The 17,066-nt window shown below is 69.6% G+C and carries 12 protein-coding genes and 1 pseudogene; 3 read left to right on the plus strand and 10 right to left on the minus strand.

The window, feature by feature from the left end; all coding sequences use genetic code 11:
- Positions 1–24 precede the first annotated feature (24 nt).
- The 3 genes and pseudogenes from HUN07_RS17560 (at position 25) to HUN07_RS17570 (ending at position 2,768) form a co-directional block, all read left to right on the plus strand.
- A pseudogene (locus tag HUN07_RS17560) lies at positions 25–791 on the plus strand (SDR family oxidoreductase).
- Between the two features lie 121 nt (positions 792–912).
- Positions 913–2,151, plus strand: a complete 1,239-nt coding sequence (locus tag HUN07_RS17565) for a cytochrome P450 (protein WP_114719012.1) — start codon at positions 913–915, stop codon at positions 2,149–2,151.
- Positions 2,148–2,768, plus strand: coding sequence for a TetR/AcrR family transcriptional regulator (locus HUN07_RS17570; protein ID WP_114719011.1), 621 nt, complete (start codon positions 2,148–2,150; stop codon positions 2,766–2,768). The genes HUN07_RS17565 and HUN07_RS17570 overlap by 4 nt, the downstream gene beginning before the upstream one ends.
- Here HUN07_RS17570 and HUN07_RS17575 read toward each other — a convergent pair.
- The 10 genes from HUN07_RS17575 to HUN07_RS17620 form a co-directional block, all read right to left on the minus strand.
- Entirely contained in the window at positions 2,758–3,444 is a 687-nt protein-coding gene (locus tag HUN07_RS17575; RefSeq protein WP_114719010.1) for a hypothetical protein, read from the minus strand. The genes HUN07_RS17570 and HUN07_RS17575 overlap by 11 nt on opposite strands.
- Positions 3,437–3,883, minus strand: a complete 447-nt coding sequence (locus HUN07_RS17580; protein WP_302675458.1) for an acyl-CoA thioesterase — start codon at positions 3,881–3,883, stop codon at positions 3,437–3,439. Before HUN07_RS17580 ends, HUN07_RS17575 begins: the two co-directional genes overlap by 8 nt.
- A 38-nt stretch (positions 3,884–3,921) precedes the next feature.
- The gene (locus HUN07_RS17585; protein WP_174911486.1) at positions 3,922–8,802 is read right to left on the minus strand and encodes an NAD-glutamate dehydrogenase; all 4,881 of its coding nucleotides are present in this window, start codon (positions 8,800–8,802) and stop codon (positions 3,922–3,924) included.
- A 119-nt stretch (positions 8,803–8,921) separates the two neighbouring features.
- Complete coding sequence (locus HUN07_RS17590; protein ID WP_174911489.1) at positions 8,922–9,350, minus strand: acyl-CoA thioesterase; 429 nt, start codon at positions 9,348–9,350, stop codon at positions 8,922–8,924.
- Between the two features lie 4 nt (positions 9,351–9,354).
- Positions 9,355–11,034, minus strand: coding sequence for an energy-dependent translational throttle protein EttA (ettA, locus tag HUN07_RS17595; protein WP_114719374.1), 1,680 nt, complete (start codon positions 11,032–11,034; stop codon positions 9,355–9,357).
- Positions 11,035–11,177: 143 nt separating this feature from the next.
- The gene (locus HUN07_RS17600; RefSeq protein ID WP_114724115.1) at positions 11,178–12,320 is read right to left on the minus strand and encodes an alpha/beta hydrolase family protein; all 1,143 of its coding nucleotides are present in this window, start codon (positions 12,318–12,320) and stop codon (positions 11,178–11,180) included.
- 101 nt (positions 12,321–12,421) lie between these two features.
- Positions 12,422–12,907, minus strand: a complete 486-nt coding sequence (gene ssb, locus HUN07_RS17605; RefSeq protein WP_174911492.1) for a single-stranded DNA-binding protein — start codon at positions 12,905–12,907, stop codon at positions 12,422–12,424.
- A 197-nt stretch (positions 12,908–13,104) separates the two neighbouring features.
- Positions 13,105–15,135, minus strand: coding sequence for a cytochrome c oxidase assembly protein (locus HUN07_RS17610; protein ID WP_114724104.1), 2,031 nt, complete (start codon positions 15,133–15,135; stop codon positions 13,105–13,107).
- A gap of 36 nt (positions 15,136–15,171) precedes the next feature.
- Positions 15,172–16,410, minus strand: coding sequence for a vWA domain-containing protein (locus HUN07_RS17615; protein WP_254622581.1), 1,239 nt, complete (start codon positions 16,408–16,410; stop codon positions 15,172–15,174).
- On the minus strand, positions 16,407–17,039 hold the full coding sequence (locus HUN07_RS17620; protein WP_174911495.1) for an SRPBCC family protein: 633 nt from the start codon (positions 17,037–17,039) through the stop codon (positions 16,407–16,409). Before HUN07_RS17620 ends, HUN07_RS17615 begins: the two co-directional genes overlap by 4 nt.
- Positions 17,040–17,066: the final 27 nt, after the last annotated feature.

The following is a 17,066-nucleotide window of genomic DNA, read 5'->3' on the forward strand; positions in this document are numbered from 1 at the left end:
CGTCTCGGAAGGAAGGTTGAACCCATGAGTGAGGATTCGAATATGCTGTCCGACAAGGTCGTTCTTGTCACCGGCGGTGCCCGCGGGCTCGGCGCGGCATTCGCCCGCCAGATCGTCGAAACCGGCGGCAAGGTGGTGATCGGCGACGTCCTCGACGACGACGGCCGCGCCACGGCCGCCGACCTCGGCGACGCCGCACGTTACGTCCACCTCGACGTCACGGATGCCGAAGGGCGGCGTGCTGCAGTCGAATTCACGCTCACCGAGTTCAGAACGCTGAACGGCCTGGTCAACAATGCGGGCATCTCCACGGGCCAGTACATCGAGCACGAACCGCTCGAGCACTTCCGGAAGGTCCTCGACATCAACCTGGTCGGCGTCTTCAACGGAATCCAGGCGGTCGTCGCGCCGATGCGCGCGGCCGGCGGCGGATCGATCGTGAACATCTCGTCCGCGGCCGGGCTCATGGGATTGGCCCTCACGGCCGGCTACGGCGCCTCCAAGTGGGGCGTGCGCGGGCTGTCGAAGATCGCCGCCGTCGAACTCGGGACGGACCGCATCCGCGTCAACTCGGTGCACCCCGGCATGACGTACACGCCGATGACCGCCGACATCGGGATCCAGCCGGGTGAGGGCACACCCCGATGGGGCGCATGGGCGAGGCCGACGAGATCGCGGGCGCGGTGACGTATCTGCTCTCCGATGGGGCGTCGTACGTCACCGGCGCAGAGATCGCGGTGGACGGCGGCTGGACCACCGGTCCGACCGTGAATCGCGTCATGGGTCAATAGCGCCGTTCGGCAGAACCCCGGCCGTGGGTGCCCGCTTCGGGCAGCTAGCCCAGCCCATGGCCGGGGTTCGCCGCATCTCGGAACCCTTGACAAACTTCGTGATCTGTCTCACTGTCGAAACATGACGACGACGATGTCCGGCCAAGCGTCCTACGTCCCCCGCTCGGGTGAGTCCTGGCGCGACCCATGGGGGATGTATGCGGCCCTGCGCGACCACGATCCCGTGCACAACGTCGTGCCGGCCGACTCGCCCACGGACGATTTCTGGGTGCTCACCCGCCACGAGGACGTGTACGCGGCATCGCGGGACGCCGAGACCTTCTCGTCCGCCGAGGGGCTGACCATGACCTACGGCGAGCTCGACAAGATCGGGCTCCGGGACAATCCCCCGCTGGTGATGCTCGATCCGCCGGTGCACACCAACTTCCGCCGGCTGGTGGCGCGTGGCTTCACCCCGCGTCAGGTGGAGGCCGTCGAACCCGAGGTCCGCAGGTTCGTCGTCGAGCGACTCGAGGAACTGCGCGCCGCCGGCGAGGGCGACATCGTCACGGCCCTGTTCAAGCCGCTGCCCAGCATGGTGGTCGCCCACTACCTGGGTGTGCCGGCGGAGGATCGCGGCCAGTTCGACGGCTGGACCGACGCGATCGTCGCGGCCAACGCCACCGGCGATCCGCTCGAGGCGGCAACCGCGGTCGGCGACCTCATGGGCTACTTCGGCGGCCTCATCGAGCGCCGCCGAGCCGAGGCCGACGCAGGCAATTCCGGCGACGACACCATCTCGCATCTCGTCGCGGCCGGGATGGGCTCCGACGGCGACTTCGCGGGCATCCTGTCGATCCTCGGATTCGCGTTCACGATGGTCACCGGCGGCAATGACACCACCACCGGAATGCTCGGCGGCGCAGTGCAACTGCTCACGCAGCGCCGGGACCAGCGTCAGCTGCTGCTGGACGATCCGTCGCGCATCAACGTCGCCATCGAGGAACTCCTGCGACTGACGTCCCCCGTGCAGGGCCTGGCCCGCACCACCACCCGCGACGTCACCATCGACGACGTCCCCATTCCCGCGGGACGCAAGGTGCTGTTGGTGTACGGCTCCGCGAACCGTGATCCCCGCGTGTACGGCCCGGATTCCGAGGAACTCGACGTGCTGCGTAACCCGCGGCAGATCATGACCTTCAGCAACGGCAACCACCACTGCCTCGGTGCGGCGGCCGCCCGCATGCAGGCGCGGGTGGCGCTCGAGGAACTGCTCGCCCGATGCCCGGACTTCGAGGTCGACATCGACGGTGTCGAGTACGCCGCCGGCAACTACGTCCGCCGGCCCACCCACGTCCCGTTCCGAGCCGTCGGACGATGACCTCCGAAACCGTCGGGGCGCCCGGCACTTCCGGATCCTGGCTGCAGGACGAACGCAACGAGGCGGCGGCCGGGAAGATCCTCGACGCCGCCGCCGAGTTGTTCGTCGAACGCGGTGTCTCGGCAACGGGAATGGCCGAGGTCGCCAAGGCCGCCGGGTGTTCGCGCGCCACGCTGTACCGCTACTTCGAGAACCGTCGCGCGCTGCACCGGGCGTACGTCCACCGGGAGGCACGTCGACTCGGTGAGCAGATCGCCGCGAGGGTCGCACCCATCGACGACGCCCGGGCGCGGGTGACCGAGGCCGTCCTGCTGGCGATCGACGAGGTTCGCTCCACCCCGACACTGGCGGCGTGGTTCGGCCTCGGCGACGCCGGCCTCGCATCGGAACTGGCGAGCACGTCCGAGGTGATCGAAGTGATCGGCACCGCATTCCTCGCCGATGTCTGGCACAGCGATCACGCCGAAACCGTCCGCCGCGCACGCTGGTTGGTACGCGCCATCGTCTCGCTGCTGACGGTGCCCGGTGCCGACGCCGCGGACGAGCGGACGATGGTCGAGCAGTTCCTGGTGCCGGTGCTGATCGCGCCCGGGACGGCCGACCGTCCTACGCCGTGAAGAGCGGGATCGCGCCCGCACGGCGCGCGTAGACCGACCCGAACCGGGCGTCCAGGCGCACCCACGACGGGTGGGCGCGCACCCGGACCAGTTCGTCCTCGGCGATGCGGTCCAGTTCGGTGTCGGCGGTCGCGGCACCGCCGTCGGCCAGCGGCACGAATCCCATTCCGGTGAGCGCGAACACGGTGCGCATCGAGACGTCGACCCGGGCATCCCCGCCCTCGACCTCGAGAACCTTCTGCTCGAGCAGCGACGTGGGCGGGCCCTGCGCGCTGCCGTGCTCCTTCGCCAGCGCGGCGCCGCGCTGCGCCAGCCCGAGCAGGACCCGGGCGGGCACGTCGTCCACGTGCACGAATCCCGACTCGGGCGGCAACGCGCCGCGCCACGCCGAATCCATCGCGAAACCCGGGTCGATCTCCGCGCCTGCACCGGGCTCCGACAGCGCCCGCAGCAGGACGTCGGCACCCGCCGTCGTGTCCTGCGGACGAATCCCACCGGCCACGACTCGCGCCGCGATGGCATCGAATCCTGTTGCCGCCCAGACAGACAGCCTGCCGTCCGACCGCTGCCGCAACCGCACCACCGCGGCCTCGTCGAGACGCAGGGCGCGCCCGACGAACACCGCCAGATCGGCGCGATCCGCGGGGCCCGGAACCGTCAGAACGCGCTCACGCACGCTTCCAGCTCTCCAGGTACTCGCGCTCGGGGGCCGTCAGCCGACGCAACCGCTGGGTGCCGATGTCGAAGGCCGCGATCTGGGTGGACGCGACGATCGCCGGCGGCGTCGTGGGCGCGGCGCCCCCGGGCCGGACCTCGTACGCGATCGTGAAGTCGACGGCGCGGACCTGCTCGATCCACATCAACACGTCGAGCGGGCTGTCGTCGTGCCGGAGCTGTCCGCGGTAGCGCACGTGCAGGTCGGCGATCACCGCGCCGTCGCGCAGCGTCACCGTCGGCGAGTTGTCCTCGAACAGCCACGGGATCCGCGCCTCCTCGAGCAGCGTCACCATCCGCGCGTGGTTGATGTGCTGGAACGCGTCCATGTCGGACCAGCGCACGACCACCTTCGTGTGGAATCCGACGTGCGTGCCGACGACCGCGCCGTTCGATCCCACTTCCTGCGAAACGCTCAGTAATGACTCTCGCGACCCGCTCAACGTCCAACCTCCGATCGGGTGCCCACTCCCCGCACCATGCTGCGTACCTGACGCGCCGCCACCGAGAGCGTCGCGAGGTCCAGCGTTCCAGACTCGAAGATCTCCGCGAGCGCGGACCTCGCCCGCGCCAGTCGCGACGCGTTGGTCGACTCCCAGTAGTCGATCTTCTCCTGCGACGTCTCCGTCGGTTCACCGCCGACCAGCACCTCCAGCGTCAGCGAGCGCAGCGACCCGTACAGGTCGTCCCGCAGCGCGAGCCGCGCCAGCGAATGCCAGCGGTCGCCGCGCGCCAGATCGGAGACCGCCGTGAGCAACCAGTCGATGCCCAGGTGCGCGTCGAGCGAGTAGTACAGCTCGGCTACCTCCTCGCCGTCCCGCTCGCAGATGTCGGCGACGTCCATGATGTCCAACAGCGGATACAGGTCCAGCAGGCGGTACACCTCGAGTGCGAGATCCCGTGGTGCGCCGTCCGCGATGGCCGCCCGCGACCGCTTCTCGAGGTCCGTCACATGGTGTCCGCGCAGCCAACCGGGAACCTTCGGCGCCAGCCGTCGGTACCCGGTGGAGTAGCGGCTGATCTCGGCGCCGACCGCGATCGGCTGCGGCCGGCTCGACAGGAACCACCGCGATGCCCGGTCGAGCACCCGGCGCGACTGCAGCATCAGCACGTCCGAGACGGCCGACGGCATGTCGGCGACGCGGACCCGCTCCCACACGTCGTGCAGGCCGAAGATCTCGGTGGCCGCCGCGTAGGCGCGGATCGCGTCCGTGCTCGACGCGCCGGCGTCCTCCGCGAGCCGGTAGGCGTAGGTGATGCCGCCGTTGTCGATCGCCTCGTTCGCGAGCATCGTCGCGACGATCTGCCGCCGCAGCGGGTGTGCGCGGATCGCCGAGTTGAACCGCTCACGCAGGGGCAGCGGGAAGTAGCCGGGCAGCCTGGACGCAAAGAAGTCGCTGTCCGGCAGTTCGGTCCCGAGCAGGTCCTGTTCGAACGCCAGCTTCACGTGCGCCATCACGGTCGCCAGCTCGGGTGACGTCAGGCCGGCGCCGGCCTGAGCCCGACGGTTGAACTCCGCCTCGGTGGGCAGCGCCTCGAGCTTCCGGTCGAGGCCGTGGTGCGAGATCAGGGTCGCGATCAGTCGACGGTGCACGCCGAGCGTCTGCGACGCACTGGCGCGGGACATACCCAGCTGGTTGTTCTGGGCGATGTTGTCCGCCAACACCAGTCGCGCCACGTCGTCGGTCATCGACTCGAGCAGAGGATCACGGTCGTCCTGCCCGAGAGCCCCGCTGCTGACCAGCGAGTCGAGCAGGATCTTGATGTTGACCTCGTGATCGGAGCAGTCGACCCCGGCCGAGTTGTCGATCGCGTCGGTATTGATCTTGCCGCCGTGCAAGGCGTACTCGATCCGACCGAGTTGCGTGACACCGAGATTGCCGCCCTCCCCGACCACGCGGGCCCGCAGGTCGGCTCCGTGCACCCGCACGGCGTCGTTGCTCTTGTCGCCCACCGCCGCGTCCGACTCGGACGCCGCCTTGACGTAGGTGCCGATACCGCCGTTCCACAGCAGATCCACCGGCGCGGTCAGAATCGCCTTCACCAGGTCGGGCGGTGCCATCGTGGTCACGTCGGCGTCGAGTCCGAGCGCCTCGCGCACCTGGGCACTGACGGGCACCGACTTCGCGGTGCGGGCGTAGACGCCACCGCCCTCGCTGATGAGAGCGGAATCGTAATCCGCCCACGACGACCGCGGCAGCGCGAACATCCGGCGCCGCTCGGCGAACGAGCGGGCCGCGTCCGGATCGGGATCGAGGAAGATGTGCCGGTGGTCGAACGCGGCCACCAGTCGGATGTGTTCGCTCAGCAGCATGCCGTTGCCGAACACGTCGCCGCTCATGTCACCGATCCCGACCACCGTGAAATCGTCTGCCGCAACGTCGAGTCCGAGTTCCCGGAAGTGCCGCTTGACGCTCTCCCACGCGCCGCGGGCGGTGATGCCCATCTCCTTGTGGTCGTAGCCGGCCGAGCCTCCCGACGCGAACGCGTCGCCGAGCCAGAAGCCGTAGCTCGCCGCAACGTCGTTGGCGATGTCGGAGAACGTGGCCGTCCCCTTGTCGGCCGCGACCACGAGGTACGTGTCGTCCTCGTCGCGCCGGACCACCCGCTGCGGCGGCACGACGGCGCCGCTCACGCGGTCGACGTTGTCGGTGACATCGAGCAGGCCCGAGATGAACGTCCGGTAGCAGGCGATGCCCTGATCACGCACGGCCTGCCGGTCGACACCCGGATCACCCGTCGGCGCAACGGGCTGCTTGACGACGAACCCACCCTTCGCGCCGACAGGCACGATCACCGCGTTCTTGACCGCCTGAGCCTTGGCGAGGCCCAGGATCTCGGTGCGGAAGTCGTCTCGCCGGTCCGACCAGCGCAGGCCGCCGCGCGCGACGGGACCGAACCGCAGGTGGACGCCCTCGACCTCGGGCGAGTACACGAACACCTCGAATCGCGGCCTCGGCTTGGGCAGTTCCGAGATCCGACTCGGCTCGAACTTCAGGGACAGGAAGTCCCGCGGTGCGCCGTCGTCGCCGCGCACGAAGTGGTTGGTGCGCAGTGTCGCCTGCACCAGACCGAACAGCGCGCGCAGGATGCGGTCCACATCGAGGCTCACCACCTCGCCGATCGTGGCCCGCAGGTCGCGCTCGAGGGCCCTGGCCTGCTTCGGGGATGCGGCCTCCGGGTCGAACAGGGCCTCGAACAGGTCGATCAACGACCGGGCGATCTCCGGGTGCGCCAGCACCACCGACTCGATGTGCGCCTGGCTGTACGCGAACCCGGCCTGCCTCAGGTACTTCACGTACGCCCGCAGGACCGACACCTGACGCCAGTCGAGACCCGCCCGCAACACCAACTCGTTGAACCGATCCGCCTCACAGAGCCCGTGCCACACCGCGGTGAACGCCGCTGTGAAGCGTGACCGCAGGAGCTCCCCCGGGCCACCGTCACGGAGATCCTCGATCGAGTCGCGCAGCAACTCCGGAGGCACGGACAAGCCGAAGTCGTATATCCAGCAGTGCATCCCGTCCGGCCGCACGATCAGGTACGGCCGCTCGTCGAGGACCTCCACCCCGAGGCTGTGCAGCACCGGGAGCACGTGCGAGAGCGAGATGCCCTCGCCCGCGAGGTACAGCGCGAACTGCCACTGCCCCTCCGGCGCCGAACTGTCGTGATAGAGCCGCAGAGCGATCGCGTCGGGCTGCAGGGCGCAGAGCCGGCCGATATCGGCGATCGCTCGTCCCGCGTCGAAGTCCTCCTTGTAGCTCTCCGGAAGGATCGCGGCATACTGTTGCGCCAGAACAGGGTCCACCGACGGATCATCGGCGACCGCATCCGCGAAATGGTCGTCCCAGCTACGGCTCGCCGCGGCCAGCAGGTTCTGGATCCGCAGCCGGTTCTCCTCCGACGTATCGACCGGCGCGTGCGGGCGCCCGACCGGTTTGCGAATCGTCACGTGCAACAGGGCCAGATCGCCCTCGGTGACACGCGCGGTGTATTCGAGCGAGCCACCGCCCAGCTCGTCGAGCAGGATCTGTTGCATCGCCAGCCGCACCCGCGTCGTGTAGCGATCCCGCGGGAGATAGACGAGACACGAGACGAACCGGCCGAATCCGTCCTCCCGCATGAACAACCGGACCTGACGGCGAAGCCCGATGTTGAGCACCGCGGTGATCGTGTCGAGGAGCGTGTCGGTGTCGATCGAGAACAGTTCGGTGCGGGGGAACGACTGGACCACCTCGAGCATCGCCTGCCCCGAGAACGACCCCAGGTCGAACCCGGCCCGTTCGATCGCCGTCCGCACGCGCCGCGCGATCACCGGGATCTCGAGGACGTTCTCGTGCATCGCGGTCACCGTGAACACCCCCAGGAAGCGGTGTTCACCGACGATCGCGCCGTCGTCGGCGAGGATGCTGACCCCCACGAAGTACGGATACACCGAGCGGTGCACGGTCGCCGGCGCCGATCCCTGCGTCAGCACCAGCAATGGCCGATCCGGAATATCAGCCGCGAGAGGAAGATTGACGCGCTCGTCGGCGAGAACGTCCGACCGCAGCACACCCAGGCCGCTGTCCGGCACCGACCGCTGGGCCCGTCCGCCGGCCGTGTCCCGCTCGCCCAGCTCGTAGCGCCGATACCCGAGCACCGCGTAGTGACCGTCGGCCAGCCAGCGCAACAGGTTCGCGCAGTCCTTCAGCTCGTCGGCCGACCGCCCGGGCGGTGGGTCGCCCGCACGGACGGCGAGTTCGGTCGCGAGCACCAGCTGCAGGGCCCGCATCGATTCGGTGTCGGCCACCACCTGACTCACGTCCGAGAGGACGTCGCCGATGGACGCCTCGAGTGCGTCGAGCACCGCGCCCTCGGTCGCCGGATGCAGCTGCACATGCATCCACGACTCTTCCAGGCAGCCGGGAGACGGATCGTGGATCGACGCGGCCGGCAGGACCGCCTCCAGATCGCCGGCGGCGTCGCGGCGCACCTCGAAGATCGGGTGCACCACCTCGCTGATGGCCGCGTCGAGGCGGCCGACGAGGGCGGTGACGGACTCGACGAGCAGCGGCATGTCGTCGGTGACGATCTGCAGCGCCGCGCCGAGCCCGGTGCCGTCCGACGGGCGGTGGACCCGAGTCACGGCCCACCCCGGTTTCCGGTGGCGGGCGAGCGTGACGTGCTCGCGCAGAATGGCGTCCGAACGACCGTTCAGGACGCTGTCGCCTTCACCGGCCGACGTGTGGCGGAAGTAGGCGGCCGCGAGATCCGGCAGACAGGCCCGCAACTCGGCGGGCAGTTCGAGAGACCAGTCGGAATCGGCAGAATCCGTCATTACGACGCTCCATCCCTGTTCGAGGTCACCGCGGGTGGCTCACTGGCGAGCCTAACCGCGGTGACCCCGAGCGGGGTGGATCTCCCGTCCGACCGGGGTGTGCGAGGTCTTCGGTGCCGCTACGCGGGCGCCGCCGCCGGCAGGTAGCGACCCAGAACCGCGCGCTCGGGCTCGGTGAGCGGTCGCGACCGCTCGGCCCGGACATCGAACGCCACCATCAGGGCGTCACCGGATGCACACACGTTGCCGTCCGCGTCCTCGATGACGTGGCGCAGGGTGAACGACGACGTCCCCAGGTGCACCACCGACACCGTCACCCGGACCGTGCCGGAGGTGGCGGTGATGGGACGGAGGAACTCGGCGTCCATCTTGCGGACGACGGCCGCCCCGGGTGCGGTGTCCACGGACGCCGCACCCTCGGCCAGGAAGAGCGGACGCGCCTCCTGCAGGTACTCCACTATGCGGGTGTTGTTGACATGTCCGAGCCTGTCGGAGTCACCCCACCGCACCTGGATCTCGCAGCTGTAGACCAGGGACGGAGCGGACACGGGATCAGTCCCGGGTGAGCTTGCGGTGCGTGACGCGATGCGGACGGGCCGCGTCGGCGCCGAGGCGCGCAACCTTGTTCTCCTCGTATGCCTCGAAGTTGCCCTCGAACCAGTACCAGGCGGCCTCGTTGTCGCCGAAGGCACCTTCCCACGCCAGGATGTGCGTGCAGGTCCGGTCCAGGAACCAACGGTCGTGGGAGATCACGACGGCACAGCCGGGGAACTCCTGCAGCGCGTTCTCGAGCGAGCTCAGGGTCTCGACGTCGAGGTCGTTGGTCGGCTCGTCGAGCAGGATCAGGTTGCCGCCCTCCTTGAGGGTCAGCGCCAGGTTCAGGCGGTTGCGCTCACCACCGGAGAGCACGCCCGCCGGCTTCTGCTGGTCCGGGCCCTTGAAACCGAACGCGCTGACGTAGGCACGCGACGGCATCTCGTTCTGGCCGACCTCGATGAAGTCGAGTCCGTCGGAGACGACCTCCCACACGTTCTTCGTCGGGTCGATGTTGGCGCGATTCTGGTCGACGTAGCTGAGCTTGACCGTCTCGCCGACCTTCACGGTGCCGGAATCCGGCTGCTCGAGCCCGACGATGGTCTTGAACAGCGTGGTCTTGCCGACGCCGTTGGGGCCGATTACACCGACGATGCCGTTGCGCGGCAGCGTGAACGAGAGGTCCTTGATGAGCAGACGGCCGTCGAAGCCCTTGTCGAGGTTCTCGACCTCGACCACCACGTTGCCGAGGCGCGGCGGGGTCGGGATCTGGATCTCCTCGAAGTCCAGCTTGCGGTGCTTCTCGGCCTCCGTGACCATCTCGTCGTAGCGGTCGAGGCGCGCCTTGTTCTTCGCCTGACGGGCCTTGGCGCCCGAGCGGACCCACGCGAGCTCGTCCTTGAGGCGCTTCTGCAGCTTCTGGTCCTTCTTGCCCTGGACCTCGAGACGGGCGGCCTTCTGCTCCAGGTAGGTGGAGTAGTTGCCCTCGTAACCGTGCAGGCGTCCGCGGTCGACCTCACAGATCCACTGCGCGACGTGATCGAGGAAGTAGCGATCGTGGGTGACCGCCAGGATGGCGCCGGGGTAGGCGGCCAGGTGCTGCTCGAGCCACAGGACCGACTCGGCGTCGAGGTGGTTGGTGGGCTCGTCGAGGAGCAGCAGGTCGGGCTTGCTCAGCAGCAGCTTGCACAGCGCGACGCGGCGCTTCTCACCACCCGAGAGGTGGGTGACGGGCTCGTCCGGCGGCGGGCAGCGCAGCGCGTCCATCGCCTGCTCGAGCTGCGAGTCGATCTCCCACGCATTGGCATGGTCGAGCTTCTCCTGAAGGGTGCCCATTTCCTCCATCAGCTCGTCCGAGTAGTCGGTGGCCATCAGCTCGGCGATCTCGTTGTACCGCTTGAGCTGCACCATCGTTTCGCCGAGACCCTCCTCGACGTTCTCGCGGACCGTCTTGGTCTCGTCGAGGTGCGGCTCCTGCATCAGGATGCCGACCGATGCGCCGGGCGCGAGGAAGGCCTCGCCGTTGCCCGGCTGGTCCAGCCCGGCCATGATCTTGAGGATGCTCGACTTACCGGCGCCGTTCGGGCCCACCACACCGATCTTGGCGCCCGGGTAGAAGCTCATGGTGACGTCATCGAGGATGACCTTGTCGCCATGCGCCTTGCGCACCTTTTTCATCGTGTAAATGAACTCAGCCACCCAAAGGCTCCAATCTGGAACGGAAATGCGCAGCTCACCGGCTGCGAGAACGTACGACTCGACCGCCAGCCTACCGCGCCCGCCCCGCGCCTCTCCCCGCGCGAGCGGTTTCGCGCGGGGAGAGCGGTACAGCCCTTCCCTGGTCAGAGCCGCTGGCGCACGAACGGCGTCGAATCGGGCAGCGACGCAGCCATCGTCCCGTCGTGGTTGGTCGGGTAGGTCATGTACGTCGCGTCGACACCGGCGAGTCGCAGATCGGCGATGAGCTTGAACGACAGCGGTGCCGGGACCACCGTGTCGAGCAGGCCCTGCGCGATGAACAGTGATCGGTCGTACCCGGTGGTCGGTACCGCGAGATACTCGGTGAGGGCCGCCCGGAACTCGGGGTCGCCGAGGGGACGGCTCAGCAGTGCTCCGACGGATATTCCCTTCACCTTCTCGGCCTGCGCCTCGTAGCAGAGGTTCTCGGCAGCATCCACGATCTCTCGTCCCGCCGGAGTCAGGTAGCTGTTCACGTCGGCCTCCGGCATGGTCGCGCGCATACCGGCGAGGATGTAGCTCGTGAACACCGTCAGCCCGTCGAGCCCGAGATCCGGGATCCACGGCCCGCCGAACGGGAAGACATTCTCGAGGTTCGACGGCGCACCCGTGGTGACCGCGCCTCGGTAGTCGAGTTCGGGCGCGTAGCGGGTCGCCTGGTTCGCGGTGAACAGTGCGGCGTGGCCGCCCTGGGACTGACCGATCGCCATCCACCGCGACGACAGTTCGGGCACCACCGCGCGGCCGGCGCGGACCATGTCGATCACGGCGGTCGCCTCGGAGTCGCCCTCGAGGTACGGGTGCACACCGGGCGTGCCGAGCCCGATGTAGTCCGTGGCGACGATCGCATACCCCTGGGAGAGCCAATGCCCCAGATAGTTCGCGTCGCGGGCCGACCGCGGATTCCGCGACGGCGCGCACGCGTCCCCCAGACCGACGGTGCCGTGCGCCCACGAGAGCACCGGCCAGCCGCCCGCCGGTGCCGCACCCGCCGGCACGAAGACCACCCCGGAACTCGGCGCGGGATGCCCCGCGGCGTCCCGCGTCGAGTAGGTGATCCGGTAGGCGGCCGAGGTGCCGGGCAGCCCGAGCTCGGGCGGCAGCGCCTCCACCGTCTGCACGCTCCCAGGCTCCTGTCCGGCGGGCAGACCGCCGGCGGATGCTGTGGTCGGAGCAAACGTCACCGCGGCCACCACCGCGAGCAACGCCAACGTTCGGCCTGGCTTCCCCCGTGTCCTGCAGCCCATCGAACCCTCCCGTGTGGTCGCCGTCACTCGATACCGATCCGCAATCACCTTCGCAGACAACGACACCCGACCACCCCCGAACCGCGCGATTCCCACGTCCGCTATCCGGCGAGCGCGGGTACCGCATCGTCGACGTCGCGCTGCCCGTCGTCCGGGACCTCCTCCGCCTCGTCGGGCTGCGCGGTCGACTCGTCGGCCCCGCCGGACCCTGCCGGACCGCGCGAGCGCCACGACCGGTCGAGCTTGGCGGTGCAGCGGGCCAGGTCCGGTCCGATCGAGGTGGCGCGCATCTCGAGGTCGGAGCGCGGCTCCCCGTCCCGCGTCTTGTACTCGTTGGTGCGCAGCTCGCCGTGCGCGATGATCGGGTCGCCCTTCATGAGCGATGCCCCCACCCCCTGCACGAGCCTGCGCCAGCAGCTCACCGTCAAGTACAGCGTCCCGCCGTCGGTCCATTCCCCCGTCTCGCGGTCACGCCGGCGAACGTTGCTCGCCATCCGGAAGCTCATGACCTCTTCACCGGACGCGGTCTCCCGCTTGACCGGGTCGGTGATCACGGTGCCCACCACCGTGCCGTGTGTCTCGTACATCGACTTCCCCCTCGCGAATCCGTCCTCGTCGCGTCCCCGAAACGGCGAACGCACCGCCCGATCGGGACGGTGCGTTCGACGATGCCGTGGATTCGAGCCCTGATCCGGGTCGGGGCGAATCTGTGGACGAACCGAAGTCGTGTCCACAACCCCGCGCGGGAGCGGCCTTCGCCGGCGGTTCGTGTCGTGCCGGTGTGCTACAGACCGGCCTCCCGGTCACGGCGGGCCAATTCGGCGAACATCGCGTTGTGCGCGGCCAGGTCGGCGTCATCGTCGCGGTCGGCGGCCCGGTCGACGCGCTTGGCGGTCTTCTGATCGCTGCGCGACCACTGCACCAGCAGCGCGAGCATGACGAGCACCAGCGGGACCTCGCCGGTGGCCCACGCGATGGAACCGCCCAGCTGCTGATCCTTGAGCAGGTCGGCGTTCCAGCCGAGACCCAGCGAGCGGTAGAACGTCGCACCCATGACCTCGCCCATGCTCATCAGTGCGATGCCGAAGAACGCGTGGAACGGTAGCGATCCGAACACCATCGCCAGCTTGGTGATGGGCTGCAGCTGCCGCGGCGACGGATCGACGCCGATGACGACCCAGTAGAACAGGTACCCGCTGAGGATGAAGTGCACGTTCATCAGCAGGTGCGCGGTGTGGCTGTCGACGTTCGCACCGAAGATGCCACCGAGGTACAGCGCGTAGAAGCCGCCGACGAACAGCACCGACGCGATGATCGGCTGGGTGAGGAACCGCGAGATCGGGCTGTGCAGGAACGCGAGCAGCCACTCCCGGGGCCCCGGCACGCCGTCCTTGCCGGCCGGTCGCATCGCCCGCAGCGCGAGGGTGAACGGGCCACCGAGCACCAGCAGGACGGGCGCGAGCATCGACAGTGCCATGTGCGCGCCCATGTGGACGCTGAACATCGCGGGGGCGTACCGCCCGACACCGGACGAGGTCCCGATCAGCAGCACGGCGCAGCCGCACATCCACGCGATCGTGCGACCGACGGGCCAGCTGTCGCCGCGCTTGCGCAGCGTGCGCAGCCCGACGATGTAGAGCACCGCGAGGATGATCGCGGCGGTGCCGAAGACCAGGTCGAAGCGCCAGTCCAGGACGAATCGCGCGAAGGTCGGCGGACCGTCGAGGTTGTAGCCGATCTCCACCTCGGTGAGCGTCGGCAGAGAGGCCGGGGGCGGCGGCGGGGTGCGGCCCAGGCCGACCGCGATGCCGATCGTCGCGGCGAACACGAGTGCCTCGGCGCCCGCGAACCGGATCAGCGCGCCGCGGGATTCCGGGTCGGCGGCGAGCGCCGGCAGGGCCCGTCGTCGCTGCATCCACCCGAACACGCCGAGCAGGACCAGCGCGACGACCTTGGCGACGATGAGGCGGCCGTACGTGGTGGTGAACAGGTCGTCGATGGGCAGACGCACGAGCGCGTTGATCACACCGCTCAGTGCCATCGCGACGAAGCAGATGGTCGCCACGAAGGAGAACCGGCGCGCCGCGACGTCGGTGTAGGCCCCGCGACGACGGGCGTGCGCGAGGAGCGCGAACAGGCCGCCGGCCCAGAACGCCGCCCCGACGAGGTGCCAGATCAGGCTGTTGGTCGCGACGTCGTGCGAACCGCCGGACGACGAGTGTCCGGTGAGTGCCAGCGGCATCATCGTCGCGACGCTGAGCGCCAACAGGAAGGGCGTCCACGACCAGCGCAGCACGATCCGCGACAGCACCGCCAGCACGACGGCGAGGATCGCGGTCCACTGCCACGCGACGGCGGTCTCGACCTGCCCGATCGCGGAGAACAGGTTGGCCGGCTTCACCGCCTCCGAGAACGGCTGGCCCGACGTGTCCGACAGGGTCAGCGGCACCAGGATCGCGGAGCACAGCGCCCACACGAATGCCGCGGCCGAGGCGGTCCGGACCGCGCGGTAGCCGTCGACGTCGAGGACGCCCGACTTCTGGGGCGGCACCATGAACGCCGCGAACAGCAGCGATCCGACCGCGATGACGGCGGCGACCTCGCTGGCCGCGCGCAGCGCGGGTAGGCCGTACGTGGTGAACGGTCCCGGGTCGGGGATGCCCATCAATACCAGCGCCTGGGACGCGGACAGCGCCACGACCAGCGCGGCGACGACCCCGGCGAGGACACCGCTGACCGCGTAGATGACGCTGGATCCTGCTCGGGGGTGACTGACGGGAGCGTGGTCGGACTGCTCGCGCAGGGGTGTTGCCATACCGACAAGGGTAGGACCTACGACAATCTGTCGGACTTACCCCTCACCCGAGTCGCGGGCGCGCGCGACTCCGGCGCTCCGGGCGACGGTCGTCAGCATTTCCCCGAGCGTGGCGATCGTGTGCGCCGAGAGGAAGTGGTCGCAATGTGGCAACGCCGCCGCCATCGGGCCTGCGGCCGGCTCGAATCCTGGTGCCGCCGCACGAGGATTGAGCCACACCACCCGGTGGGCCCGCCGCCGGATCCGGGCGACGGCCCGGGCCAGATCGGCAGGCTCGTCGCTGTCCCAGCCGTCCGACGCGACGATCACGACGGCACCGCGCAGCGCACTTCCGTGTGGCGAGGACAACAGTGCCGCGAGGCTGCCGGCGATGTGTGTTCCCCCGAACCTGTCGACGACGCGCTCGCTGGCACGCGCGACGGCCACGTCCGCGCTGCGGTGCGCGAGGACGGGCGTCAGCCGGGTCAGGTGGGTAGAGAACGCGAACACCTCCGCGTTGCCCCGCACCACCGCGGCCCGCATCAGGTGCACGTACACATCGGCGTAGCCGTGCATCGATCGGCTCACGTCGCACAGCAGGACGATCCGCCTGGGTCGCTCGCGCGGTCGGCACCGGACCAGGCGGACGGGCTCGAAGCCGGTGCCGCGGGCCCGGCGGATCGTGGCGCGCAGATCGACCCGGCCGTGCCGGTGCGGTTCGCGGCGGCGGCTCGGCCGGCGGGGCCAGTTCGGCTCGGTCTGTTCGAGCCAACGCCCCAGCAGTCGCAGATCGTCGTCGCGCAGCTGTCCGAACGGTTCGTCGGCGATCGCCTCGAGCGGGCTCGGCAGCCGCAGCGTCACCGCTGTCGCCCCGTCGTCCGCGCTCCGATCCGGCACCGGGATGGCGGCGTCGTCGAGGGTCGCCCACGGCGGCGCGGCACGCCGTCGGGGCCCGGCCGACGCTCGCCCGTCGCCGGACCTTCCGTCGGCGCGTGTCCGGCTCGTGTTCGAGGCCGACGCCCGCGCGGCCGGGTCGAGCGCGAGTACCGCGTCGTCGAACACCGCCGCGAACACCGCGTCGAACCGGTCGATGTCGCTGTGCCGGCCGACCAGGCTGACCCGTGCGGTCCAGTACAGCCGGCGCCGGTCGGTGGGCGGCAGCACCCGCAGCGCCTCGGTGAACCGGGCGGCGCCGCTCGCCGAAACGTCGACGCCGGCGCGGCGGGCGCGGGTGACGAGCGCGACGGCGAACGCGGCCAGATCGATGCCGCGCAGCAGTGCCGCCGACCCGGTCACGTCCGTCGTGATCGCAGGATCGTGAAGACCACGACGGCTGCGACGACCGCGACGATCCACGGCAGCGCGCGCCGGGCCGTCGATCCGCCGGCCAGCTCGATCAGGTCGATGGGCTGCACCTCCGGTGGCGCTGCCGAACCGACCGGCATCGGCACGACGTCGTTCGGGGCGGCCGGCTCCGCGCTGCCGGACGCGAGCTTGTCCTCGAGCGACGCCGCGAACTGCCCCATCAGCTTCTCCGACACCTGCGCGATCATGCCGCTGCCGAACTGGGCCAGCTTGCCGACGATCTTCATGTCGGTGTCGACGGTGACGCGGGTGGCGCCGCCGTCGTCGTGGAGGCGGGCGGTGATCGTCGCCGCCGCGTTGCCGCTGCCGCGCTTCTCCCGGCCGCGCGCATCGATCACCGCGGTGTGCGACTGCTCGTCCTTCGAGGCGAACGACGCCCGCCCGGCGAACTCGCTCGTCACCGGACCGACCTTGATCTTCACGGTGCCCAGGTAGTCGTCGCCGTCCCGTCCGGTCATCGTCGCGCCGGGCAGCAGCGGCGCGATGCCCTCGAGATCGGTGAGGACCTCCCACGCCTGGTCGATCGGTGCATCGACGGTGAACTCGTCTGCGATCTTCATGCTGGTCCTCTCGGTCCTGTCGGTCCT

It is taken from the genome of Rhodococcus sp. W8901 (assembly GCF_013348805.1).
In the GTDB taxonomy this organism is placed as follows: Bacteria; Actinomycetota; Actinomycetes; order Mycobacteriales; family Mycobacteriaceae; genus Prescottella.

Bases quoted from the DNA above. Each gene is read 5' to 3' on its own strand.
- HUN07_RS17610 (WP_114724104.1), bottom strand. From the start codon at position 15,135: ATGGCAACACCCCTGCGCGAGCAGTCCGACCACGCTCCCGTCAGTCAC.
- HUN07_RS17565 (WP_114719012.1), top strand. From the start codon at position 913: ATGACGACGACGATGTCCGGCCAAGCGTCCTACGTCCCCCGCTCGGGT.
- ssb (WP_174911492.1), bottom strand. From the start codon at position 12,907: ATGTACGAGACACACGGCACGGTGGTGGGCACCGTGATCACCGACCCG.
- HUN07_RS17600 (WP_114724115.1), bottom strand. From the start codon at position 12,320: ATGGGCTGCAGGACACGGGGGAAGCCAGGCCGAACGTTGGCGTTGCTC.
- HUN07_RS17620 (WP_174911495.1), bottom strand. From the start codon at position 17,039: ATGAAGATCGCAGACGAGTTCACCGTCGATGCACCGATCGACCAGGCG.
- HUN07_RS17570 (WP_114719011.1), top strand. From the start codon at position 2,148: ATGACCTCCGAAACCGTCGGGGCGCCCGGCACTTCCGGATCCTGGCTG.
- HUN07_RS17585 (WP_174911486.1), bottom strand. From the start codon at position 8,802: ATGACGGATTCTGCCGATTCCGACTGGTCTCTCGAACTGCCCGCCGAG.